The following is a 24,746-nucleotide window of genomic DNA, read 5'->3' as shown; positions in this document are numbered from 1 at the left end:
CTGCCGCCTTACCCCCGGAGTATTTGGGAAAAGATGAAGATCAGGTGGTTTGGAGTTGGGTCTCGATCTGCTGAGCGGCCTTGTCGAGACGGATCATGGCCTGAGCGATATCGTCCTCGGTCAGGGTCAGCGGCGGCAGCAGACGGATCACGTTGTCGGCGGCGGGAACGGTGATAACTTCGTTGTCATACCCTGCGTTGACCACGTCGATATTTGTCGGCTTGCATTTCAGGCCGAGCATCAGGCCCGATCCGCGGACCTCTTCGAACACGTCGGGATGATCGGCGACGAGGCCTTCGAGTTTCTGGCGCAAGAGGCCCGCCTTGCGGTTGACGCCTTCGAGAAAGGCCGGGGTTGCGACCTGGTCGATCACCGCGCAGCCCACCGCGCAGCCCAGCGGGTTGCCACCATATGTCGAGCCGTGGGTGCCTGCGGTCATACCGGATGCCGCGTCCTCGGTCGCCAGCACCGCCCCCAGCGGGAAGCCCCCGCCGATGCCCTTGGCGACCATCATGATATCAGGGGTGATCCCTGCCCACTCATGCGCGAACAGCTTGCCGGTGCGGCCAACGCCGCATTGGACTTCATCAAGGATCAGAAGCAGCCCGTTGTCGTCGCAGATCTGACGCAAGGCCCTGAGTTCGGCGTCGGGGACCGGGCGGATGCCGCCCTCGCCTTGGATGGGCTCGATCAGGATCGCGGTGGTCTCATCGGTGATGGCGTCGGTCACGCCGTCGAGATCGCCGAAGGCCACATGCACGAAACCCGGCAGAAGCGGGCCGAAGCCCTTGGTCATCTTCTCGGACCCGGCAGCCGCGATACCGGCTGACGACCGGCCGTGGAAGGAACCGTCGAAGGTGATGATCTCAACCCGCTCGGGCTGACCTTTGTCATAGAAATACTTGCGGGCCATTTTCACGGCCAGTTCGCAGGATTCCGTGCCGGAGTTCGTGAAGAAAACCGTATCGGCAAAACTGTGTTCCACCAGCTTGTCAGCCAACGCCTGTTGCTGAGGAATGTTGTACAGGTTCGAAACATGCCACAGCGCATGGGCCTGGTCAGTCAGCGCGGCCACCAAGGCCGGATGGGCGTGGCCCAGCGCATTCACCGCGATCCCTGCGCCGAGGTCCAGAAAACGTCGGCCATCCGCCTCGGTCAGCCAGGCGCCTTCGCCCTTCACGAATGTCAGGGGCGCACGGTTGTAGGTCGGCAGAACGGACGGGATCATGGGATCATCCTTTTCAGGTGGTATGAGCCTCGTGAGTGATACACGAAGGCCCGGTTCGTCAACAATTTTGGTGAGGTCTGTGCCGATTTGCCGGGCACACGAGATCAAACAGGCCGGTTACGCAAAGATGCGTCGGCGTCGGAGCAGTTGGATATGCACATGTTTGATCATGGCCGTCCGTATAGCGATGCTTGCGCAGGTTGGGAAGCCGGTATTTTGAAGCGATCCAATTTTGCCCTTGCCAAAGCCCGCGCAACCGCGCACCGCTTGGCCATGTTCGAACCCAAACACCATAATCCACCGCTTGCGGCCGCGCTTATCTTTGTCGCCACCGCCTTTATCGCGGCCACGACGCTGCTGGCCAAAGCGCTGGGGACGGATGCGTTGGGCCCGCCCTTGCACGCCATGCAGATCAGTCACGGGCGGTTTCTGTTTGCCCTGCTGGCGATTCTGCTGGCGGTCGCAATTCTGCGGCCCCGGCTGGTGCGGCCCCATTGGGGTCTTCACGTCGGGCGGACCAGTTTCGGCTGGGCGGGGGTGACACTGATGTTCGCCTCGGTTGCCTTCATTCCGATGGCGGATGCGACGGCGATATCCTTTCTGAACCCTGTTTTCGGTATGGTGCTGGCCATTCCGCTGCTGCAAGAGCGGGTTGGTCCGTGGCGCTGGCTGGCGGCGGCTGTTGCCTTGACGGGCGCGATGATCCTGCTGCGTCCGACCCCCGCCAGTTTTCAGCCCGCTGCCCTTCTGGCGCTGGCGGCGGCTGCGCTGATCGGGATGGAGCTGATTTTCATCAAGAAACTTTCCGGGCGCGAGCCACCGATGCAGATCCTGCTGATCAACAACGCGATGGGGCTGGTGATCGCCACGATAGCCGTCAGCTTCGTCTTTCAGATGCCGACCCCGCAGCAGTGGGCAGCATTGTTGGGGATCGGCGTTCTGATGGCCTGCGCGCAGGCCTGTTTCGTCAACGGCATGGCGCGGGCGGACGCATCTTTTGTGGCCCCGATCAGCTATGCCACACTGATCTTTGCCGCCCTTTACGACTTTGCGGTCTTTGATGTGATCCCCGACTGGATCAGTCTGGTCGGGTCCGCAACCATCCTGGCCGGCGGGCTGATCCTGGTCTGGCGAGAAGCCGTGCAACGCCGCGCCTGAGAGCCTGCCCAACGCGACGGGAACGGGTGCGCCTGCATTCCGGCCCTTGCAACCGGCCGCGATGGCCGGGCCTCCTTAAGCCTTGAGGCGATATCCGGTGCGCAGCATCAGCCAGGTGATGGCTCCGATCACGAGTGTCGCAAACGTACAGACCGCCATTCCCAGCCACGGAGAGCTGTCGGACACCCCGATCATGCCATACCGCAAGCCATCGATCAGATAGAACACCGGGTTCAGATGGGTCAGGCGGTTCAGCAAGGGCGGCAATGCCTCGACCGAGTAGAACGTGCCCGACAGGAAGGCCAGCGGCGTGACGATAAAGTTGGTGATCGCGGCCATCTGGTCGAACTTGTTGGCAAAGATACCCGCAAACAGACCCAAGGCGCCCATGAACGCGCCGCCCAGAACGACAAAGGTCAGCGCGATCAACGGGTGCTGAGGCGCGATGGAGAGCAAGACCAGGAACGCAATCGAGATCACCAGTGCAATCATCACGCCGCGGGCAATGCCACCCGCGAGATAGCCCAGCAGAATCTCGAGCGGTGACAGCGGTGGCATCAAGGTATCAACGATGTTGCCTTGCACCTTGGCGATCACCATCGAGGACGAGGTATTGGCAAAGGCGTTCTGGATCACCGTCATCATCATGATCCCCGGAGCCAGAAACATCACGAACGGCACGCCCATGACATCTGGTCGGCTGGGTCCGATGGCGATGGTGAAGATCAACAGAAACAACCCCGCCATAACCAGAGGTGCAAGAACCGTCTGGGTCCAGACAGCCAGAAAGCGCAGGGTTTCGCGCTGCGCCAGCGTGTAAAGGCCCATCCAGTTGACTGCTCCGAAGCGACGCGCGGTCTGATCTGCGGGATTCTGCATGTTTTGCCCTCAAACTGATTCGAAGACAGCTTGTAACTCGGGCAGCAGTGTTTAGAATAGGGGGCTGAGACGAATTCCCAAGGCGGCCCGAATCCGGGGCCGCTTTCCGCTTTTGAAAGGCTAACGATGTCCTGGACAGACGAGCGCGTAGAACTGCTGAAGAAGATGTGGGGCGAAGGCCAGTCGGCCAGCCAGATTGCCAAGGAACTGGGTGGCGTGACCCGCAATGCGGTGATCGGCAAGGTGCACCGCCTGGGCCTGTCCAACCGGACGGCAGGCGCATCCCCGGCCAAGGCGGAACCGAAAGAAAAACCGGCGCCCGCCCCCAAGGCCGAGGCCAAACCCAAACCTGCGCCCAAGACCGAACCGGCGCGTCCGGCCCCGGCCCCGACCGCCGAGGCGAAACCGGTCGTTCCGGCCCGCCGTCAGATTATCCCCGCCGGTCAGCCGCTGCCACCGCAGCCGTCGGCCAATGAGATCAGCCCCGAAGCGCTGGCCAAGGTCAACGAGATCGAGAAAAAGGCCAAGAAGCTGACTCTGATGGAATTGACGGAAAAAACCTGCAAGTGGCCCGTAGGCGACCCCGCGACCGAGGATTTCTGGTTCTGCGGCCTTCCGGTTGAGGCGGGCAAGCCCTATTGCGAGGCGCATGTGGGCGTGGCCTTCCAGCCGATGAGCTCGCGCAGGGATCGTCGGCGTTAGAATTCAGCTATGAACGCTGCTTTTAGCAGCGTGACATTTTCTTCTTTCTTGGCTGCCCACCCGTCGCAAGATGAGTGGGCAGTATTTTTTGAACCAAAAGATTTGGTCATTCAGCCCGCCATGAAATACAAGATCCTGTTCTGCGCCTACAGTGTGCTGATTTTCGCGGCGTACATCGAGCCATTTGACCCTTCGATATTCGAGCCGAATGGGCGCGGAAAAACCCTGCCTTTGTTTTTTCAGGCCACATACTTGTACTCATGGCTTGCGCCCGCCATTCCTGCATTCATTGGTGGCTTTGTGCTATTGGGATTGCCTTCAATCCCACGATCTCTCGCCAGATGTATCGCCGTTTTTTCAATCGTTTCCGGCTTGTTTTTGACGTTATTTGGGATGGTGCCATCGCTTGGTTCTGACACTCAGATTCTGCACGGTGTCACCCTGACGATAGCCGTCGCCGCAAGCTTTCTCATTTGGTCGGGATCGGGTGGGCAACCACAGCCCTCTCGGGCGGCGAAGATTGGTATTTCAATCGGGACAATCGCCGCGCTCTGGTCGTTGTTGACAGTTCCGATGATCCTTGTTCAGGCGCGTTTCATTGCGGATGGCGCGCCCTATTGCATCGCCGAACATTCGAAAAACGCGCCAATCGAGGCAGTACGCGATTTACGGGGTTTCTCATTCTACACGACTGCGACGGGAGACAAATCCACGTCAAAATGGTACTTTCACGGGCTGATGTTAGTAGATCATCCCGATGGGCAACGGGTCTATAACTGGTCTCCAGGAAGATGGCGTTTCGATCCGGTTGAGCGCCCGGATGCAATGATCGAGCCGGTCAGAAATGTCTGCGCCCCAAGCTGACCCCTACTGCGCGGGATGTGTCGGCAGTTTCGGCATCGCCACCCATCCGGGCAGTTCGTCCGGCGAAACGGAAACATGCAGGCGTTCTGACGGGTCCTGCCCGACCTTGCGGTGCTTTCGCAGCAGGAAAATCTTGCCCCAGCCGCGCCATGTGCCAACCGACGGCGCATGGGGATCAATGGGAAAACGATCGCGCCAGCCGTCGGGCAAGGGCAGACCGTGCAATTCCGCCTTGTCCAGCATCCAGATCAGGGAAATGTTGCTCAGCGGCCGCGCCTCTTCGTAGCCGTTCAATTGGCCACCTATGTCGCCGTGGGTTCCGCGGAACCAGACCTGTTCCACATGACCCTTGAACTCGGGCGTGCAGGTCCACAGAACTGGTTCGAACACTTCGCGCGTCTCATCCAGCGCCATGGCGTGATACCCATGACGGGTGGCCGGGCCCAGCTCATGGTTGTGAAAGGCGTGCTTATCCTCGGCCCAGCGCCACAGCAGCGGCAGACGCAATCCCAGCGCCTTGACCGTGTCCCAGACGCCGATCATCTCGATCTCGACCCCTTCGTGGCAGAAACGTCGGCGGAATTCGCTGGCGGCGATGCCGTCTGGATTACATTCATAGTGGCGGTACGCTTGCAGTATGTTTCGTTCGGTGGCGTGTTCCGCCTTGAGCAGGCCGATCATGTCGATCACGCCGGCCAGACTGCGCACGCCATAGGCACCGCGCGAATAACCGATGAAAAAGATCTTGTCGCCCGGCTTGTAGCGGGACGCCAAATACCCATAGGCGCGGCGGATCTGGCGGTTGATGCCCCGGCCCATCATCACGTCCAGCGAGGACTTCCAGCTTTCCCACTGCACGCCTGCCTCGTAGAACACCGAAACCTTGCTGCCCATCTCGCAGCACAGGCGAAATGTCTGACCGGCATGAGTTTCAAATCCGGGCTCGAGGGTGGACATGGTGCCATCAAGGATGATGACATGGCTGATCGGTTCACGGTGCCGCGTCTCGGCGGAATGCTCGGACCGCAAAGGCCGCCCGAGCCATCCCAGAACCTTTCTACTCAGCCGCGACAGATTCATGCGTCAGCAATTCCCATACTCTTTGAGGTGTGAAAGGCATGTCCGCCTGCCGCACCCCGTGATCCCAGAGCGCATCCTGAACCGCGTTTGCCACAGCGGCCAGCGCGCCCACGGTGCCAGCCTCGCCACACCCTTTCATCCCCATCGGGTTTGAAGTTGACGGGACCGGCGCCGAGGTAAACTTAATCATGGGTATGTCGGTTGCACGGGGCAAGGCGTAATCCATAAACGAAGCCGTGAGCAGTTGCCCATGTGCATCGTGCACGACATGTTCGGTCAGGGCCTGCCCGATTCCCTGCACCACCCCGCCATGCACCTGCCCTTCGGCCAGCATCGGATTGATAAGATTGCCAAAATCGTCAACCACGGTGTAGCGGTCCACCCAGGTTTCGCCGGTGTAGGAATCGATCACGACTTCGGCAACATGCGCGCCGTTCGGGTAGCTGCGCGCATCCAGGTTGGCGCGGGCCTCATGTTGCAGCAGATCCGTTCGACCATCGGCACGCGCCATCTCGGCGGCTTCGGTCAGGGTCGGCGTCAGGTTGGAGCCCGGCGCGCGGAATGTCTCGTGGTCAAAACTCACATCACTTTCCTCGACCCCCATCTTATCGGCAAGATAAGGCGTGAATGCGGCGATCATTTTGTCAATCGTGACCAGGGTGGCGGTGCTTTGCACAGTGACCGAGCGGGACCCGCCAGTGCCGCCGCCATGGGCAAGCCGGTCGGTATCGCCCTGTATGACGGTGATCTTGTCCATGGGGATTCCCGTCTGATCCGACAGGAACTGGGCGTACACCGTCTCATGCCCCTGCCCGTTCGATTGTGTGCCGACGTAAAGATTCACCGTTCCATCCTCGCAAAACGCGACCTTCGCGTTTTCGGAAGGGTCCCCCAAAATGCTTTCGATATAGTAACAGAGACCCTGCCCCCGGATCAGCCCGCGTTCGGCATCCGCGGCCTTGCGGGCCTCGAACCCGGTAGTCTGGTCAGCCGCACGGGTGAGAACCATGTCGAAATCACCGACATCAAACGTCTCGCCGGTGGAGGAGGTGTAGGGGAAATCGCCGGGACGGATGAAATTCCTGCGCCGCAGCTCCCACGGGTCGACGCCCAGTTCGCGCGCGGCGCGATCCATCGCGCGTTCAAGCACGTAAATCGCCTCGGGCCGACCTGCACCGCGATACGCGTCGACCTGCGTCGTGTTCGTATAGAAGCCTTCGACCCGCAGATAAGTGGTCTGGACGTCATAGACACCCATCAACACCTTGCTGAACAGGCTGGTCTGGATCGCCTGACCGAAGTGGCTGTTATAGGCGCCAAGATTCACCTTGCTGTGGACCCGGTAGGCAATGATCTTGTGATCGGCGTCAAAGGCCAGCTCGGCCAGCGAGGTCAGATCCCGGCCATGATGATCAGACAGCATCGCCTCGGACCGGTCGGACATCCAGTGCACCGGCCGACCCAGCTTCATCGCCGCCACGGAGACGCAGAAATATTCAGGGTATGGCATCACTTTCATACCGAACCCGCCACCGACATCCGGGGTCGTGACGCGTATGTCTTCCGCATCCAGTTTCAGCTTTTGTGCCAGTTGGGCCTTCATCGCCCAGACGCCCTGACCTCCGTAAGAGAAATGCAGACGCCCCTCGGACCAATCGGCCTGGCAGCCACGCGGTTCAAGCGAACTGATGATGACCCTGTTGTCGACGACGTTCAGCGACACGGTATGCGCGGCGGCCTGAAAGGCAGCCTCGGTCGCGGTTTCGTCGCCCAATCCCCAATCAAAAGCACGGTTCTCGGGCGCTTCCGCGTGCAGGGTCTCTCCCCCTGCATCGACGTCCAGTTTGGCCGGGCGTTCTTCTGTATCCATCCAGATCAACTCGACCGCGTCTTGCGCCTGCGTCAGCGTATCCGCAATGACAACTGCCACCGGCTCGCCCACGAAACGCACGCGATCCCTGGCCAGCATGTGCCGATCCGGCGCAGCGGCCTTGGACCCATCCCGGTTCTGCAAGACAGCCGCATTCAGCACCGTGTCGATGCCTGATGCGGCCAGATCGTCCAGCGTCATGACCAGCCGAACACCGTCGGCAGCCCGCGCGGCATCGACATCCAGAGAGGTGATGTCACCATGCGCCACCGGGCTGCGGAAGAATGCGGCAAACAAAGCGTTCCCGGGTACCGCATCATCCATGTAACGCCCCTGCCCGGTCAGGAACCGTTGATCCTCGGTCCGTTTCACCGGCTGGCTTCTGCCGAACTTTTCCATGGGTGGCCCTCCTGCGCGATATCAGGGGCGAGCCTAGCCCGCGACCCGGCGATGTCCAGCGGGGTTCACCGAAATTCGTTTGCGCGCAAAGGGTGTTCGGATAGCCTTGGGCCATGAGCTGGGCGCATGATACCGTTTTTCCCTTCTCTGCCCCGATGACCAGCGGGCAGACGACCACACATGACGTTTATGTCGGCGGTGAAGGCCCACCGATCCTGATCCTTCAGGAACTGCCAGGGATCGGGCCAGAAACGCTGGCGTTGTCCGCAAAGCTCAACGCATCCGGCTTTCGCGTCTACCTGCCTCATTTGTTTGGAACCTATGGCAAGGTTGAAATGGCAAAGAACATGGCCCGGTTGTTCTGCGTGCGGCGCGAGTTCAGCATTTTCGCCCGTGGCAGGCAGAGCCCCGTTGCAGGATGGATGCGCGCCCTGACCCGTGAAATCAAGCAGTGCGAAAACAGCGCCGGTGTAGGCGTCATCGGCATGTGCCTGACCGGCAGTTTCGCCCTTACCCTCATGGCCGAAGACGCCGTTCTGGGCGGGGTAGCCAGCCAAACTGCGCTGCCGATCCTCGGGGGCCGCCATCTGCACATGAGCGCTGAAGACATCGGCGCGGCCTCTGCGGGTATGGCCGCGAAAGGCCCCGGCCTGGCGATGCGGTATTCAGAAGACAGGCTTGCCCCCAAGAAACTGATGCGGGCGCTTGAACAGGCGTTCGGCGATCTACTGGAAACGGTCGAATATCCCGGCAAGGATCATTCGCTGTTGACGCTGGATTTCCACGAACCCGCCTATCAACGCGTTGACGCCTATTTCAAGGCGCGCTTTGGTATGGCTTAGGCGCACTAGGCCTTCCCCTTGCCGCGCGCATTCGCTATTGCAGGCGCTGACCCGAATTTGTTGACGCAGGACGCATCCAATGGCGATGGAAAAGACATTCAACGCGGCCGAGGCCGAGGCCCGCATTTATGAGGCCTGGGAACAGGCCGGAGCCTTCAAGGCAGGCGCGAACAAATCGCGCGACGAGAGCTTTTGCATCATGATCCCGCCGCCGAACGTGACCGGTGCGCTGCATGTGGGCCATGCGTTCAACAACACTCTACAGGACATCCTGATACGCTGGCACCGGATGCGTGGCTTTGACACGTTGTGGCAGCCCGGGCAGGACCACGCCGGCATCGCAACCCAGATGCAGGTCGAGAAGATGCTGGCCGCCACCCAACAACCCAGCCGCAACGAATTGGGTCGCGAAAAGTTTCTGGAGAAAGTCTGGGAATGGAAGGGTGAATACGGCGGCACCATCATCGAGCAGCTGAAGCGCCTCGGCTCTTCCTGTGACTGGTCGCGCAACGCATTTACCATGGCCGGTGCGGCGGGCGATCCGCGCACGGGCCACGAAAACAGCCCCAACTTCCACGACGCGGTGATCAAGGTTTTTGTCGACATGTACGACAAAGGCCTGATCTACCGCGGCAAGCGGCTGGTCAACTGGGATCCGCATTTCGAAACCGCGATATCGGACCTCGAGGTCGAGAATATCGAAGTCGCCGGCCATATGTGGCACTTCAAATACCCTTTGGCAGGCGGTGAGACATATGAGTATTTGGAAAAAGATGAAGATGGGAATGTGATCTTCCGCGAGGAGCGTGATTATATTTCGATCGCCACGACCCGCCCCGAAACCATGCTGGGCGACGGCGCGGTTGCGGTGCACCCCACGGACGAACGCTATGCGCCGATCGTCGGCAAGCTGTGCGAAATCCCGGTTGGTCCGAAAGAGCATCGCCGCCAGATCCCGATCATCACCGATGACTACCCCGATCCGAATTTCGGCTCGGGCGCGGTGAAGATCACCGGCGCGCATGACTTCAACGACAACATGGTCGCCAAACGCGGCGGTATTCCGATGTATCGCCTGATGGACACCAAGGGCGCGATGCGGGCCGATGGAGCCCCTTACGCAGACGAGGCAGGCAAGGCACAGGAATACGCGCGCGGCCGCGCCTTCACCGAGAACGAAATCGACGCGATCAATCTGGTGCCGGATCATCTTCGCGGCCTCGACCGGTTCGAAGCGCGGGCCAAGGTGGTGGAAGAGATCACGGCTGATGGTCTGGCCGTGATGACCCGCGCGGATGATCCGCGTCTGGGCTCGACCGCTTTGAAGCCGGATCAGGAAGGGGCCGACAAATTGGTGCCGCTGGTCGAGAGCAAACCGATCATGCAGCCCTTCGGCGACCGGTCGAAGGTGGTGATCGAGCCGATGTTCACCGATCAGTGGTTCGTGGATGCCGAAAAGGTCGTCGGCCCCGCGCTGGACGCGGTCAAGGACGGCACGGTCAAGATCATCCCCGAGTCGGGCGAGAAGACCTATTACCACTGGCTGGAAAATATCGAGCCCTGGTGCATCAGCCGCCAGCTGTGGTGGGGACATCAGATTCCGGTTTGGTATGGTCTCGACCTGTCCGCGGAAGACTTCATTGACGATGAGAATGATGGCGACCTTGATCTGGTTGAATTGGGCCGGTTGCTGAACGAAGGCGGCATGCTGCACCGTGGCAATGTCATGGAATGTGCCGCGAGCTTTGAGGCCGTTACCGAAAAGTTCCTTGACGACAATGCGGACATTCCCAGCCCTCTGAGCCACGCGACCGTGATCGAAGTCGCCGACAAGCAGGAGGCGATCCATCGGTTCGCCGAAAGCCTGGCGCAGTACGCCGTTGATCAGGATCCGACCAAGCTGGTCTATCCGGTTTGGCGCGACCCGGATGTGCTGGATACCTGGTTCTCCTCCGGCCTCTGGCCCATCGGCACGCTGGGCTGGCCCGAACAGACCGAGGAGTTGCAGCGCTACTTCCCCACCGATGTCCTGATCACCGGTTTTGACATCCTGTTCTTCTGGGTCGCCCGGATGATGATGATGCAATTGGCCGTGGTCGATCAGGTCCCGTTCCACACCGTCTATCTGCACCAGCTCGTCCGCGACGAGAAGGGCAAGAAGATGTCCAAGACCACCGGCAACGTCATCGACCCGCTGGAAATCGTGGACGAGTTCGGCGCCGACGCGCTGCGCTTTACCAACGCCTCGATGGCGGCCATCGGCGGCGTGCTGAAACTGTCGCGCGAACGTATCACCGGCTATCGCAACTTCGGCACCAAGCTGTGGAACGCCGTCCGCTTTGCCGAAATGAACGAGGTCTTCACCGACGCAGTGCCGCAACTGGACGTGGCTGACCTGAAGCCCAAGGCCGCCGTCAACCGCTGGATCATCGGTGAAACCGCCCGCGTGCGCGAAGAGGTCGACGCGGCGCTGGACAGCTATCGCTTCAACGATGCCGCCAACGGGCTCTATGCTTTCGTCTGGGGCAAGGTCTGTGACTGGTACGTGGAACTGTCCAAGCCACTGCTGCAAGGCGACGACGCCGAGGCCCAGGCCGAGACCCGCGCCACAATGCGCTGGGTTCTGGACCAGTGCATGGTCCTGCTGCACCCGATCATGCCCTTCATCACCGAGGAACTGTGGGGCCTGACGGGCAGCCGCGCCAAAATGCTGGTGCATGCCGACTGGCCAACCTATGCCGCCGCCGATCTGGTCGATGCCGACGCGGATCGCGAGATGAACTGGGTTATCTCGGTGATCGAGAACACCCGCTCGGCCCGCGCCCAGATGCGCGTTCCGGCTGGTCTTTATGTGCCGATGCTGGTGACCGAGATCGACGCCCACGGCCAGGCCGCCTGGGACCGAAACGAGGCGCTGATAAAGCGGTTGGCGCGGATCGACAGCCTGACCAAAGCGGATGAACTGCCCAAGGGCACGATCTCGATTGCCGCCCCCGGAGCCTCCTTTGGCCTGCCGCTGGCGGATATCATCGACATCGGCGCGGAAAAGGAACGGCTGGAAAAGGCCAGGGCCAAGCTGGCCAAGGAACTGGGCGGCCTGCGCGGCCGTCTGAACAACCCGAAATTCGTGGCCTCGGCGCCCGCAGAGGTCGTGGAAGAGGCCAAAGCCAACCTCGCCGCCCGCGAAGAGGAAGAAGCGAAACTGAACGAGGCGCTTGCTCGACTGACCGAAATCGCCTGATCTTCATCTTTTTCCAAATACTCAAATCCAGAACCCCGTCGCGACCACAACGGCGGGGTTTTCTTGTGCGCGATGGGACCTTGCCCGACCCTGCCCCCGCTTGTTAGCAATCAGCGAACACATAATTCCGAGGCCGTCATGACGCACAAAGCCCCACCGCTCCAGACAGTCTCGACCGGGCTGGTTGTGGCAATCGTCGGCTTCTTCAGCTCTTTCCCGATTGTATTGCAGGGATTGGCGGCGATGGGGGCATCCCCGGCGCAGGCGGCGTCCGGATTGATGATGGCGGCGATCGCCATGGGCCTGACCGCCATCGTGCTGAGCCTGTGGTACCGACAGCCGATCAGCGTGGCCTGGTCCACGCCGGGTGCGGCCCTGCTGGCGGTTTCCGCCACACCCGCATTGGGGTTTGCCGAAGCGACCGGCGCGTTCCTTTGCGCAGGGGCTTTGACTGTGTTGGCCGGGCTCTGGCGACCTTTGGGGCGGTTGGCTGCGGCGATACCGACGACTCTGGCGCAGGCCATGTTGGGGGGCGTGTTGCTGCCGCTCTGTATCCTGCCCTTTCAGGCGGCGGTCGAGATGCCATGGCAAGCCTTGCCTGTGATCCTGACATGGTTCATCGCCGGCCGGATCAACCGCCTGTTTGCCGTTCCGGCTGCGGTTGTTGCTGCAGCCGTCGTCGTGGTTCTGAACGCCGGGGACGCGTCCCTGACACCGACGAAATGGATCGCGGCTCCGGTCTGGACCACGCCCGGCTTCTCTGTGGCTTCGGTCATCGGGATTGCCGTGCCGCTGTTCATCGTCACGATGGCGACCCAGAACATCCCCGGAATCGCGGTGATCCGCAGCTTTGGCTACGCGCCGCAGACAGGCAAGCTGTTCTCGGCCGTAGGCATTTCCAGCATCTTGTCTTCTCCGTTCGGTGCCCCAGCCACCTGCCTTGCGGCGATCACCGCTGCGATGTGTTCCAACGAAGACAGCCATCCAGACCCCGAACAACGCTACTGGTCCGCGGTGATGGGTGGGGTATTCTATTGCCTGTTCGGGGTGTTCGCCGTGGCAATCACCGGGTTCGCAATTCATGCCGATCCACTGTTGATGGGCACGCTGACCGGTGTTGCGCTGATCGGGGTGATGGCCAATGCCACATCCGCCGCGCTGGAAGTTCCGGCCGAACGCGAAGCGGCCATCCTGACCTTTGCCATCACCGCATCCGGCATTACCGCGTTTGGACTCGGCGCGGCTGTCTGGGGTCTGTTGGCGGGTGGCACCGCCTATCTGGTTGCGCAACGCGTCAGATAGCCGGTTTCAACCTCCCTGCGGGTCACGTATGATGGTGGCATGTTTGGTGCACTGGGAAAACTGGTCGAACGCCAGATCAAGAAAGCCCAGGCCGAGGGTCAGTTGCAGGGCCTCGAGGGCGAAGGCCAACCGCTGCCTGACCGGTCATCCGAGGCATTGAGCGATCCGGCCACCGCCGCCGGCCATCGGATCATGGCGCAGGCAGGCGTGTTGCCGGAAGAATTCGCCATCAAAAAGCAGCTCGACACAGAGCGACAGAACTATGCGACCCTGACGGACCCCGCCGAGCGTAAGGCCGCCATGGCTCGTATCGCCGATCTGGAGATGCGCTACAACATGGCCCGCGACGCGCGGCGGTCTTTCATGCGGTGATCATTTGAACACGGGCTTGCGGCCCTGCATCTGCGCCATGACAACTTCCATCTGGTCGGGCTTGCCGATCAATTCCACCTGCTCGGCCGATTCCGCCATCAGAACGTCAGCGCGTGACTGAGTTTCGGCGACTTCGATCAATCGCTTGGCGGCACGGATGGCCGAAGGGCTTTGACCGGCGATATTTTCGGCGATGGCAAGCGCCTCGGTCAACGGGTCATCGGACAGCTGCGTGACAAGGCCCCAATCGGCCGCCTGCGGCGCACCGATCGGGCGGGCCGTATAGGTCAGCAGACGCAATACGTCCGACCGGACCAGACGAGGCAACAGAACCATGCCACCCATGTCGGGGATGATGCCCCATTTCATCTCCATCACGGCCAGTTTCGCCTCGGGATGCGCGATACGGATATCCGCGCCCAGCGCGATTTGCAGGCCACCGCCATAGGCCACGCCCTGAATTGCGCAGATCACCGGAACCGGTACGCGACGCCAGATCAACGCCAGCTCCTGCATCTCGTTGGCGTCTTCATGACTGCGGGTCATCAGCCATTCCGTTGGGTCCATATGGGCCATCTTGGCAAAGCTTGCCATGTCGAGCCCGGCGCAAAAGCTTTTGCCTTCACCAGACAAGACCACGGCACGGGCATCCGACGCGGCGACCTCTTGCCCGGCGGACAGAAGCGCCTTGATCATCGCATCATCCAGCGCATTCATCTTGTCGCCTCGGGTCAGAGTGACATGGGCAACGTGGTCTTGATAGGCAACGGATACGCGTGACATGGGGGACCTCCGGTATTTCTATTGCTGCAAACATGCCCGGACAGAATGCGGAATACCACTGCGACGTCAGGGCATTTCGCCGACAGGCATTCGTCCGAACCACGGGGAATCGAGGGTCATGACATAGAACTGATCACCCACGATCTTGCCCCCGGTCGTGATGCCCAAGCGGCCTTGCGGGTCCTGTAGCGTGCGCAGAATCGCACCATCGCCGTTGAACTGCACCATCATGCCGCGATGGATTGGCGCGGGGCGTACTGCCGGACCCAACCGCCAGATCACCTTACGCAGGAACGGGTACGGCATCAGTGCCTCGGACGGGACACGCGGGCTGGCGAAGGCCATCCAATAGGTGCCGTCGCCCTGAGCCTCGAGGTTGTCGGGATAGCCGGGCAGGTTTTCCAGCAGGATCTCTTGTTGCCCTGCTTTTGGTCCGGTCAGCCACAGCTTGTGCACGCGCGCGCGACCTGTTTCCGCGATCAGCAGAAAATCCTCGTCAGGAGAAAGCGCGACACCGTTGGTATAGACAAACCCCTCGGCGATCTTCTGGGTGCTGCCATCGGGAGTGCGGCGCGCGACGTAACCTGTATCGGACTGTTCCCAGATGCTGAGGACAGAGGTCGGTTTGGTCCCGCCCATGGTTTCCGGGTCAAAGCGATCAGATGAATTCGAGAAGTAAATCGTGCCATCCTGCGCCACGTCCAACTGGTTGGCGTAGATCACCGGCGCGCCGTTGATGTCACTCACCACCCTGTCCAACGTGCCCGGACCGGTCCAGCGCATCACGCCCCGATAGCTGTCGGCGATGTAAAGCGCGCCATCCGGTCCGGCCTTGAGGCCCAGCGGACGCCCGCCAAGCTGGTCAACTGTAACCGGATCCGCCCCGTCGATGCGGTAAAGGGTACCTGACAGACTGGTCGTGTAGACCGTTCCATCGGGCATGACGGCGATGTCTTCAGGGCCGATCTCTTCCCCCGGCAGGCGGATCAGCTGCGCTGCGTCCAGTGCTGTATTTTCAACGAAATCCCCAGTGAATCCGGCATCTTCCGGCAACTCGACGGCAACAGGTTCAACCGGGACGGGCCAGAATAGAAGATAGGCGAGGCCCAGGAGAATAACGGCAACGAAAACGCGCATCTGCGCTCCTTTTTCAAATCTCTTTTCCGGCGCGCCCAAACATGGTGCGTGCTTGCTCATTGATCGGGCTTGGGGTTATCTGCGGACATGACCGGACCTCGATACACCCCGCTTGCCCAAACCCTGCCCGCCACCGTGCCCTTTGTGGGCCCCGAAACGCAAGAGCGTCAACGTGGCACGCCATTTGTTGCGCGATTGGGAGCCAACGAGAGCATTTTCGGACCCTCGCCCCGCGCGATCGAGGCCATGGCGCAAGCCGCGTCAGATATCTGGATGTACGGCGACCCCGAAAACCATGACCTGCGTCATGCCTTGGCCGACCATCATGGCATATCGTCGGAAAATATCGTCGTGGGCGAAGGGATTGATGGGCTTTTGGGCTATCTGGTGCGGCTGATCGTCGGGCCCGGGGATGCCGTTGTCACTTCGGATGGGGCGTATCCGACCTTCAACTATCATGTGGCCGGGTTCGGCGGGGTGATTCACAAGGTGCCGTATTCAGGTGACCACGAGGATCCTTCGGCCCTGTTTGCCAAGGCTGCTGAGGTTGGTGCCAAGCTGGTCTATCTGGCCAATCCGGACAATCCGATGGGCAGCTGGCATACCGGCGCGGACATCGTGGCCGCCATGGATGCCTTGCCTGATGGGTGCCTGCTGGTTCTGGATGAGGCCTATGTGGAATGTGCACCCGAGGGGACGGCTGCACCTGTGAGTGCTGGTGATCCGCGCGTGATCCGGATGCGAACCTTTTCGAAGGTCTATGGCATGGCGGGTGCGCGGGTTGGCTATGCCATGGGCACGCCGGATCTGATCGCGGCCTTCAACAAGGTGCGCAACCATTTCGGCATGAACCGCGCTGCGCAGGCCGGGGCTTTGGCGGCTTTGCAGGATGGCGCGTGGCTGGAGCATATCCAAGCACAGATCGCAGAGGCGCGTGAGCGGATCGGCGCGATTGCCCGGGAAAACGGATTGGCGGTCCTGTCTTCGGCCACCAATTTCGTAGCGATTGACTGCGGGCGCGACGGGGTTTTTGCCAAGGCCGTGCTGGACGCCCTGATGGCGCAGGGGATTTTTGCCCGAATGCCGTTCGCGGCACCGCAGAACAGGTGCATTCGGGTAAGTTGTGGCCCGGCGTCTGATCTGGACGCGTTCGCCGCCGCTTTGCCCAAGGCGCTTGCGGTTGCGCGGTTGGGCTGATTGATCCCTATCCGCCCGGCCGGACAGCAAAGGGGGGCTGTCTGCCCCCCATCGCGCCACGGCGCGATTCCCCCCCGAGGATATTGTTGGCCAGATGAAGAGACGGATCGGGCGGAGACGCCCGTAGAATGTCAGGCGGCCAGCACGGCGGCGGCGGCTTCGAGGGCCCCCTTGCCACGCGATATGTCAAGTGAAGCCATGCCCGTTTCCACACCGCCCAGAATGGCCATGACCATCTGCCCGTTGATATGCCCCATGTGGCCGAGACGGAAACAGCTGTCATAGTCCTCCATCCCAAGGCCGATGCCCAGTGTCAGACCCAACCGGGTTTCGGTGAACCCACGCAGGGCCGTGCCGCGACCTTCCGTCAACCGCAAAGCAGTGACGGCGTGGCTGCGAAAGGTGCGATCAGCGACGTTCAGGTGCAACATGCCGCCTTCGGCCCAGGTCTCACAGGCCGCCCAGATGGCATTGGCCAGGCGCTCATGGCGGGCCCAGACCTGTTCGATCCCCTCTGCTTGGATCAGATCAAGCGCGGCGCGCAGGCCATAGAGGTGGTGTGTGGGTGCGGTGCCGTTGAAATACTGATAGAACAGGTCCGGGTTAGCGCGCGGCTGCCAGTCCCAATACTGCGAAACGCGCGGCATGGTGGCCCGTTTGGCTTGTGCTTTCTGGTTGAAGAAAACAAAGCCGATGCCCGCCGGGGTCATCAGGCCTTTTTGGCAAGCGGCAACTGTGACATCCACGCCCCAGCCATCCATCTCGAACCTGTCACAGCCCAGCGAAGCAATGCAGTCTGCCATCAACAGCGCCGGGTGCTGCAAGTCGTCCAGAAGCCTGCGCAGCGCCGGGATGTCGTTCCGGATCGAACTGGATGTATCCACGTGCACCGCCAGAACCGCCTTGATCTGGTGACTTTGATCCGCACGCAACGCATCTGCGATCCGGTCGAAATCCCAGGCTGAAGAGGTGCCGAAATCGATCAACTGTACCTTTGCCCCGATCCCTTCGGCCATTTCGGCCCAGCCATGGGTGAACCTGCCCGAGGCCGGGGCCAGAACGGTTTCGCCGGGGGCGATCACGTTGGACAGCGCCGCCTCCCACGTGCCGTGGCCATTGGCGATATAGATGGCGACGTTGTGCTTTGTGCCGGCAACCCGGCACAGATCGCGCGTCAGGCCGGGCATCATATCAATGAGTTCGCCATCATAGATGTTGGGCGACGGGCGGTGCATGGCTTGCAAAACCGCGTCCGGCATGACCGAAGGGCCTGGAATGGCCAAATATGCCCGCCCCTGGGAAAGGGAAACTGTCTGTGTCATGGGGTCAACCTGTATGAATTGACACCCACATTACCGAGGGGTCGCGCAGCGTCAATCCGCCAGCTTCGATGCCTCGCACGCAAGTGTTTCGATCCCGGCCCAATCGCCGGTTTCGACCATTTGCTTCGGCGCAACCCAACTGCCGCCGGCGCAGATCACGTTGGGCAATGACAGGTAATCGCGGGCGTTGGAGGGGGACACACCACCCGTAGGACAGAAGCTGATCTGTGGCAACGGCGCGCCGATCGCCTTCAGCGCAGGTGCACCACCTGAGGCTTCGGCCGGGAAGAACTTCAGCATGTCATAGCCCTTTTCCAGCAACGCCATCGCTTCACTTGCCGTGGCGGCTCCGGGCAGCAGCGGCAGGCCTTCGGCTTCGCACGCCGCGATCAGGGCATCCGTGGCGCCGGGGGAAACGCCGAACAGCGCGCCGGCCTGTTTGGCAGCCCGGACATCATCGGGCGTGACCAGCGTGCCTGCACCGACCACGCCGCCGGGCACTTCGGACATGGCCTTGATTGCATCCAGCGCCGCCGGGGTGCGCAAGGTCACCTCAAGCGCGGGCAAGCCGCCGGCGACCAGCGCCTCGGCCAGAGGGCGGGCCTGTGCGGCGTCATCGACGACCAGCACGGGAACAATAGGCGCCAGGGCACAGATTTCGCGGGTGCGTTGGGTTTTCGACATCTCTTATGCTCCGAATATGCTGGCGCCAGTGTCGGCGGACCCGACATTCTGCCGAAACGCAGCGAAGAGATCGCGCCCGACACCGTGTTGATTGGCAGAAAGGTCGGCGGTGGCGGGGGACCGGTCCAAAACCCCATTGGTCAGGATTTCCAGTTCGCCGTTGACCGCATCGACACGCAGGATGTCACCGTCTTGCAGGCAGGCGATGGGCCCGCCGTCCAGTGCCTCGGGGCAGACATGGATGGCGGCGGGTACTTTGCCGGATGCACCCGACATGCGGCCATCTGTGACCAGTGCCACTTTCTGTCCACGGCCCTGCAAAATCGACAGGATAGGTGTCAGCGAATGCAGCTCGGGCATCCCATTGGCCTTTGGCCCCTGAAAGCGGACCACGACGATGACGTCATCAGTGAACTCTCCGGCCTTGAATGCGGCTTTGACCTCATCCTGACCGTGAAACACGCGCACGGGGGCTTCGACGACCTGATGTTCTGGCGCGACGGCTGATACTTTCATGACCCCGGTGCCCAGATTTCCTGTCAGGCGCGAGAGGCCACCTGTGGGTTGGAACGGGTCTTTGGCCGGGCGCAGGATCTTTTCGTTCAGGCTGTGACCCGCGCCGTCCTGCCAGATCAGCTCACCATCAATCAGCTTGGGTTCCTTGGTATAGTTGTGTAGCCCCTGCCCCGCGACGGTCAGCGTGTCAGGGTGCAGCAGGCCATCTTCAAGCAGCGTTCCGATCGTGTACCCTAGGCCGCCGGCCGCATGGTAATGGTTCACATCCGCCAGACCATTGGGATAAACCCGCGCGACCAGCGGCACGACTGCGGATATGTCGGAAAAATCCTGCCAGTCCAGCACGATGCCACCGGCGCGCGCCATGGCGATCAGGTGGATCAGAAGATTGGTTGACCCACCGGTCGCCATAAGGCCCACGATGCCGTTGACGAAGGCGCGTTCATCCAGAACCTGATAAACTGGTGTATAGCTGTTGCCCAACGCACTGAGCGACAGGGCACGCCGCGCGCCTTCCTCGGTCAGGGCATCGCGCAACGGGGTATTCGGATTGACGAAGCTGGAGCCCGGCAGGTGCAGGCCCATGAACTCCATCAGCATCTGGTTGGTATTGGCGGTGCCGTAGAAGGTACAGGTGCCGGGGCCGTGATAGGCTGCCATTTCGGCCGCCATCAGTTCTTCGCGGCCCACCTCTCCGGCGGCGAATTTCTGTCGGACCTTGGCTTTTTCGTCGTTCGGCAAGCCGCTGGTCATCGGTCCTGCGGGCAGGAACACGGCTGGCAGATGGCCAAAGGCCTGCGCGCCGATGATCAGGCCGGGGACAATCTTGTCACAAACCCCGAGGAACACGGCCGCGTCGTACGTGTTATGGCTGAGCGCCACACCGGTCGCCAGTGCGATCACATCGCGTGAGAACAGCGACAGCTCCATCCCTGCTTCGCCCTGGGTGACACCGTCACACATGGCTGGCACACCGCCTGCCACCTGTGCCGTTCCTCCGGCGGCGCGGATCGCGTCGCGGATCAGGGCGGGATACCGTTCGAACGGCTGATGGGCCGAAAGCATGTCATTATAGGCGGTGACGATGCCCAGATTGCCGGCGGTGCCGGTGGCCATCGATTGCTGGTCTTCGCCTGCACCCGCATAGGCGTGGGCCTGACCGCTACAGGACAGATGCGCACGGGCAGGACCTTTGGATCTGGCCTGTTCCATCCGTTCAAGATGTGGGCCGCGCAGATCGGCGCTGCGGTCGATGATCCGTCTGGTGACATCGGAAATGACTGAGTGAACCATGATTACCCTCCGATCTGACGCCAGCGACGCCCATCGCGATGCATCAGCATCAATGCTTCTTCGGGGCCTGAACTGCCCTGATCATACCGGGATGGGCGGTCTCCGCGCTGCTCCCAGCCCTGAATGATGGGATCGACCCAGGCCCAGGCGGCCTCGGCCTCGTCCCCGCGCATGAACAATGTCTGATCGCCACGGATGACATCCATGATCAGCCGCTCATAAGCGTCGGGGGCTTGCGCTTCGTCCCCAAGCGCATCGGCGAAGCTCATGTCAAGCGCAACGTCCGACAGCCGGAAGCCTCCCGGCCCCGGGTCCTTTATCGTGGTGCGCAAGGTGATGCCTTCATCAGGTTGCAACCGGATCACCAATACGTTTCCGTGCAGCGGGCCGACATTGGGGAAAATCGTATGCGGTGGGTCACGAAAGAACACCGCAATTTCGGATTCGCGGGCCCGCAGGCGCTTGCCAGTGCGCAGATAGAACGGCACACCTGCCCAGCGCCAGTTGCCGATATGAACCTTGAGCGCAATGAAGCTTTCGGTACGGCTGGCGGGGTTGCCGACATGATCGACATAACCGCCCTCGCCCTTTTCGGCCCGGTACTGGCCGCGCGCGATGTCGGATTGGGCGACGGGCTCCAGCGCTTCGATCACTTTGACCTTTTCATCTCGCACCGCGTTGGGCGAGAATTTCGACGGCGGCTCCATCGCGGTCAGACACAGCAACTGCACCAGATGGTTCTGGACCATGTCCCGCATCGCGCCGGACTGATCGTAATAGGCCCCGCGCCCTTCGACGCTTACGGTCTCGGCCACCGTGATCTGCACGTGATCGATATGGGTCGAATTCCAGAGCGGTTCGAACAGCGAGTTTGCAAAGCGCAGCGCCATCAGGTTCTGCACGGTCTCTTTGCCCAGATAATGGTCGATCCGGTAAATCTGATGTTCTTCGAAACAGGCACGTAAGCCCTCGTTCAGCGCCTTCGCCGAGGCCAGGTCGTGCCCAAATGGTTTTTCGACGACGATGCGGCTGTCCGGTGTCGCAAGACCGGCGTCATGCAGCCGCTGCGCGATACCCGAAAACAGGCTTGGACCAACGGACAAGTAAAAGGCCCGCACGACGTCATCGCGCATCAGCTCTTTCAGGTCGGACCACCCGGCCTCACCCAGAGCGTCCACGGGCACGTATTCGACATGGGCAAGGAACCGATCCAATGTCTCTTGGGAAAAGCCGGGCGCGAACTGTTGCATCGATTTGCGAACCTGATCGCGAAACCCGTCATTGTCGATATCCGAGCGTGCCGTGCCGATGATCCGCGCGTCGTCGGGCATTTGCCCGACCTCGAAGCGATGGTACAGGCCCGGCAGGATTTTGCGCTGCGCCAGATCGCCGGTCGCACCGAAAAGCACCAGATCAAATGGCTCTACCGGAATTACGCGTGAAACCATCACAGGCTCCTTCTGAGGTTGCCGATATCAGCTTAGCACGGCGTGAAAACCCGCAAAACCTGATATGTTATCGCTAACATTGCAAGTCTATTAGAAAGCCGCTCATGAAAAATCAAGCACAGTTTGAAGAAACCGTGCCGTTTTGCGCATCAGGTCTGATGGCGCAGCCAGTCCATGACCGCGGGGCGCACCGATTGTTCTCCGCGGTGGCGCGCGTCAGCGATGATTTTGCGAACCTCCGTCAGATTGGACCGCAACAGAAGGCTTTTGACCGGGCCAATCGAGGCGGGACGCATCGACAGCGTCCGAATCCCCATCGCCGCTAGGCACAACGCCTCGACCGGGCGGCCCGCATCTTCACCACAGAAGCTGAGCGGGGTGTCCGAGATATCGCAGCGTTCGACGATGCGCTCCATCAGGCTCAGGAAGCTGACATTCAGTGTGTCATAACGACGGCGGACCAGTTCGTTTTCACGGTCAGCGGCAAAGAAGAACTGCTTGAGATCGTTCCCACCGATTGAAATGAAGTCCACCTCGTCAAAGAATTTCTGCGGCGCAAAGGCCAGCGACGGGGTTTCCAGCATCGCGCCCACTTCAAGCGTTTCGGGCAGAACATGGCCCAATCGCTTTTCCCGCTCGATGGTTTTGTTCACTTCCCAGCGGGCGTCGCGATATTCCTCGGCCTGTGCGACAAAGGGGAACATGATGGTCAGCGGTCGGCCATTGGCGGCGCGCAGCAGGGCCTGCAACTGCATTCGCATGACGCCGCGCTTGTCCAGACCGACACGAATGGCGCGCCAGCCCAGCGCCGGGTTTGGTTCCGCCACGTGCTTCATATAGGGTAGAACCTTGTCCGACCCGATATCGAGTGTGCGGAATACCACCCTTTTGTCCCCCGCCGCGTCCAGAACGCGCTTATACTGGCTGACCAGTTCCGACCGTTTCGGCATCTGGTTGCGGATCAGGAATTGCAGTTCTGTGCGGAACAGGCCAACGCCTTCGGCGCCCGAGGTACCAAGCGAAGGCAGGTCGGCCATCAGACCCGCATTCATCACCAGATTTATCCGCGATCCGTCCCGCGTCACGCAGGGAGTTTCGCGGATCGACGCATAACGTTCCTGCGCCTTGGCCTGCATCGCGATCTTGTCGCGGAAGGCACTGACCACGCTGTCTTCCGGGCGCAGATGCACAACACCCTGATCACCATCGACCAAAATGTGATCTCCGTTCAGGGCCTCGGTGGTGATCCGGCCCACATGCACGACCAAAGGAATAGCCAGCGCCCTTGCAACTATGGTGGCATGGCTGCCGACTGAACCTTCTTCAAGCACGATCCCCTTCAGCGCCCGTCCGTATTCCAGCAGGTCGCCGGGGCCGATATTGCGCGCGATCAGGATCGGATCGGGTGGCAGATCGGCACTGTCCGTCTTGCCTTGCCCGGTCAGGATGCGCAGCAGGCGATTGCTGAGATCGTCCAGATCCGCAAGACGTTCACGCAAGTAAGGATCTGTGACCTGCCCCATGCGCGCTCGGGCTTGGGATTGTTCCTTCTCCACCGCGGCTTCGGCGCTGAGCCCCAGGGCTATGTCTTCCTCCATCCGCCGCATCCAGCCTTTGGAATTGGCGAACATACGGTATGCTTCCAGAACCTTCAGCTGTTCCTTGTCGCCGCCCTGCGAAATTTCGAGCATCTTGTCGACACCGACGCGCAGTTCTTCCACCGCTTCGACCAGACGTTCGCGTTCCCGGTGCGGGTCTTCGGCAATTGGATTGGTCACAACCACGCGGGGTTCGTGCAGCCAGACATGCCCTTCGGCGGATCCTTCCTGTGCCGGACCGCCGCGCAGCAGAACCGATTGCTGGTGCAGGGGTGACAGGGCCGCACCCTCGCCGACAAAGGCGCCAAGCTCGGCCATTTCGGCCAGCACCATGGCGACCACTTCCAGCGCATAGACCTCATCGGCGGAAAATTCGCGCGCCTCGCGGGACTGGACGACCAGAACGCCCAGCTTTTCCCCAAGGCGTTGAACCGGCACACCCAGGAAAGAGGAATACCGTTCCTCGCCGGTTTCCGGCATGTAGCGGAAGCCCTTGGCCGACGGCGCGTCGGCGGTGTTGACAACCTTGCCGAACTTGGCAACCCGCCCCACAAGACCTTCGCCCATGCGCATCCGGGTTTTATGGACCGCTTCCGGAGACAGCCCCTCGGTCGCGCAAAGTTCCAGCGTGTCTTCATCGCGAAACAGGTAGATGGAACACACCTCGGCCCTGATACTGTCAGCGATCAGGTGCGTGATCCGGTCAAGACGTTCTTGACCGGCGGCTTCGCTCGCCATTTCTTCGCGCAACCGCCGCAGCAGCTTGCGGGATTCTGTTTCCGTGCCGTCTGACATGGCCCAACCGATTTAGTGTGTCAGGCGATACCTTTG

Annotated in this window: 19 protein-coding genes; 8 read left to right on the top strand and 11 right to left on the bottom strand. The window is 61.2% G+C overall.

Features of this window, described 5'->3' with window-relative positions:
- Positions 1-40 precede the first annotated feature (40 nt).
- Positions 41-1,228 (bottom strand): aspartate aminotransferase family protein, encoded by a 1,188-nt coding sequence (locus NOR97_RS03785; RefSeq protein ID WP_170345041.1) that lies wholly within the window; start codon positions 1,226-1,228, stop codon positions 41-43.
- A 273-nt stretch (positions 1,229-1,501) separates the two neighbouring features.
- Between NOR97_RS03785 and NOR97_RS03780 the strand changes: the two genes are divergently transcribed.
- A complete protein-coding gene (locus tag NOR97_RS03780) occupies positions 1,502-2,386 on the top strand; it encodes a DMT family transporter (RefSeq protein WP_257600824.1) in 885 nt (294 codons plus the stop codon).
- 75 nt (positions 2,387-2,461) lie between these two features.
- Here the strand turns inward: NOR97_RS03780 and NOR97_RS03775 are convergent, their stop codons facing one another.
- A complete protein-coding gene (locus NOR97_RS03775) occupies positions 2,462-3,265 on the bottom strand; it encodes an ABC transporter permease (protein ID WP_257600253.1) in 804 nt (267 codons plus the stop codon).
- A 126-nt stretch (positions 3,266-3,391) separates the two neighbouring features.
- On the opposite strand from NOR97_RS03775, the gene NOR97_RS03770 reads away from it, so the two are divergent.
- Entirely contained in the window at positions 3,392-3,967 is a 576-nt protein-coding gene (locus NOR97_RS03770; protein ID WP_170345039.1) for a GcrA family cell cycle regulator, read from the top strand.
- A 9-nt stretch (positions 3,968-3,976) separates the two neighbouring features.
- Positions 3,977-4,831: a hypothetical protein gene (locus tag NOR97_RS03765; protein WP_257600252.1), complete on the top strand. Its 855-nt coding sequence runs from the start codon at positions 3,977-3,979 to the stop codon at positions 4,829-4,831.
- Between the two features lie 3 nt (positions 4,832-4,834).
- Here NOR97_RS03765 and NOR97_RS03760 read toward each other — a convergent pair whose 3' ends face one another.
- Entirely contained in the window at positions 4,835-5,911 is a 1,077-nt protein-coding gene (locus tag NOR97_RS03760; protein WP_257600251.1) for a DUF2235 domain-containing protein, read from the bottom strand.
- Entirely contained in the window at positions 5,889-8,180 is a 2,292-nt protein-coding gene (locus NOR97_RS03755) for a xanthine dehydrogenase family protein molybdopterin-binding subunit (protein ID WP_257600250.1), read from the bottom strand. The genes NOR97_RS03760 and NOR97_RS03755 overlap by 23 nt, the downstream gene beginning before the upstream one ends.
- A gap of 113 nt (positions 8,181-8,293) precedes the next feature.
- Here NOR97_RS03755 and NOR97_RS03750 point away from each other — a divergent pair, with 113 nt between their 5' ends.
- The 4 genes from NOR97_RS03750 (at position 8,294) to NOR97_RS03735 (ending at position 13,937) form a co-directional block, all read left to right on the top strand.
- Positions 8,294-9,022 (top strand): dienelactone hydrolase family protein, encoded by a 729-nt coding sequence (locus tag NOR97_RS03750; RefSeq protein WP_257600249.1) that lies wholly within the window; start codon positions 8,294-8,296, stop codon positions 9,020-9,022.
- Between the two features lie 79 nt (positions 9,023-9,101).
- A complete protein-coding gene (locus tag NOR97_RS03745) occupies positions 9,102-12,263 on the top strand; it encodes a valine--tRNA ligase (protein WP_257600248.1) in 3,162 nt (1,053 codons plus the stop codon).
- Positions 12,264-12,401: 138 nt separating this feature from the next.
- Positions 12,402-13,565, top strand: coding sequence for a benzoate/H(+) symporter BenE family transporter (locus NOR97_RS03740; protein ID WP_257600247.1), 1,164 nt, complete (start codon positions 12,402-12,404; stop codon positions 13,563-13,565).
- A gap of 39 nt (positions 13,566-13,604) precedes the next feature.
- Positions 13,605-13,937 (top strand): DUF1992 domain-containing protein, encoded by a 333-nt coding sequence (locus NOR97_RS03735; RefSeq protein WP_257600246.1) that lies wholly within the window; start codon positions 13,605-13,607, stop codon positions 13,935-13,937.
- Here the strand turns inward: NOR97_RS03735 and NOR97_RS03730 are convergent, their stop codons facing one another.
- Together NOR97_RS03730 and NOR97_RS03725 are read right to left on the bottom strand one after the other, a co-directional pair.
- On the bottom strand, positions 13,938-14,720 hold the full coding sequence (locus NOR97_RS03730; protein WP_257600245.1) for a crotonase/enoyl-CoA hydratase family protein: 783 nt from the start codon (positions 14,718-14,720) through the stop codon (positions 13,938-13,940).
- A gap of 66 nt (positions 14,721-14,786) precedes the next feature.
- Positions 14,787-15,857 (bottom strand): SMP-30/gluconolactonase/LRE family protein, encoded by a 1,071-nt coding sequence (locus tag NOR97_RS03725; protein WP_257600244.1) that lies wholly within the window; start codon positions 15,855-15,857, stop codon positions 14,787-14,789.
- Positions 15,858-15,944: 87 nt separating this feature from the next.
- Between NOR97_RS03725 and NOR97_RS03720 the strand changes: the two genes are divergently transcribed.
- On the top strand, positions 15,945-17,054 hold the full coding sequence (locus NOR97_RS03720) for a pyridoxal phosphate-dependent aminotransferase (protein WP_257600243.1): 1,110 nt from the start codon (positions 15,945-15,947) through the stop codon (positions 17,052-17,054).
- Positions 17,055-17,185: 131 nt separating this feature from the next.
- On the opposite strand, the gene NOR97_RS03715 is transcribed toward NOR97_RS03720, so the two are convergent.
- From NOR97_RS03715 to ptsP, 5 genes are all read right to left on the bottom strand, one after another.
- The gene (locus tag NOR97_RS03715; protein ID WP_257600242.1) at positions 17,186-18,376 is read right to left on the bottom strand and encodes an alanine--glyoxylate aminotransferase family protein; all 1,191 of its coding nucleotides are present in this window, start codon (positions 18,374-18,376) and stop codon (positions 17,186-17,188) included.
- Positions 18,377-18,427: 51 nt separating this feature from the next.
- A complete protein-coding gene (gene eda / locus NOR97_RS03710) occupies positions 18,428-19,060 on the bottom strand; it encodes a bifunctional 4-hydroxy-2-oxoglutarate aldolase/2-dehydro-3-deoxy-phosphogluconate aldolase (RefSeq protein ID WP_257600241.1) in 633 nt (210 codons plus the stop codon).
- 3 nt (positions 19,061-19,063) lie between these two features.
- Positions 19,064-20,869: a phosphogluconate dehydratase gene (edd, locus tag NOR97_RS03705; protein ID WP_174818384.1), complete on the bottom strand. Its 1,806-nt coding sequence runs from the start codon at positions 20,867-20,869 to the stop codon at positions 19,064-19,066.
- 2 nt (positions 20,870-20,871) lie between these two features.
- A complete protein-coding gene (zwf, locus tag NOR97_RS03700) occupies positions 20,872-22,317 on the bottom strand; it encodes a glucose-6-phosphate dehydrogenase (protein ID WP_170345026.1) in 1,446 nt (481 codons plus the stop codon).
- A 149-nt stretch (positions 22,318-22,466) separates the two neighbouring features.
- Entirely contained in the window at positions 22,467-24,710 is a 2,244-nt protein-coding gene (gene ptsP / locus NOR97_RS03695) for a phosphoenolpyruvate--protein phosphotransferase (protein ID WP_170345025.1), read from the bottom strand.
- Between the last annotated feature and the right edge of the window lie 36 nt (positions 24,711-24,746).

The sequence above is a fragment of the Ruegeria sp. YS9 genome, from assembly GCF_024628725.1.
Taxonomy (GTDB): domain Bacteria; phylum Pseudomonadota; class Alphaproteobacteria; order Rhodobacterales; family Rhodobacteraceae; genus Ruegeria; species Ruegeria atlantica_C.
This window is presented reverse-complemented; position numbering and strand designations above follow the sequence as displayed.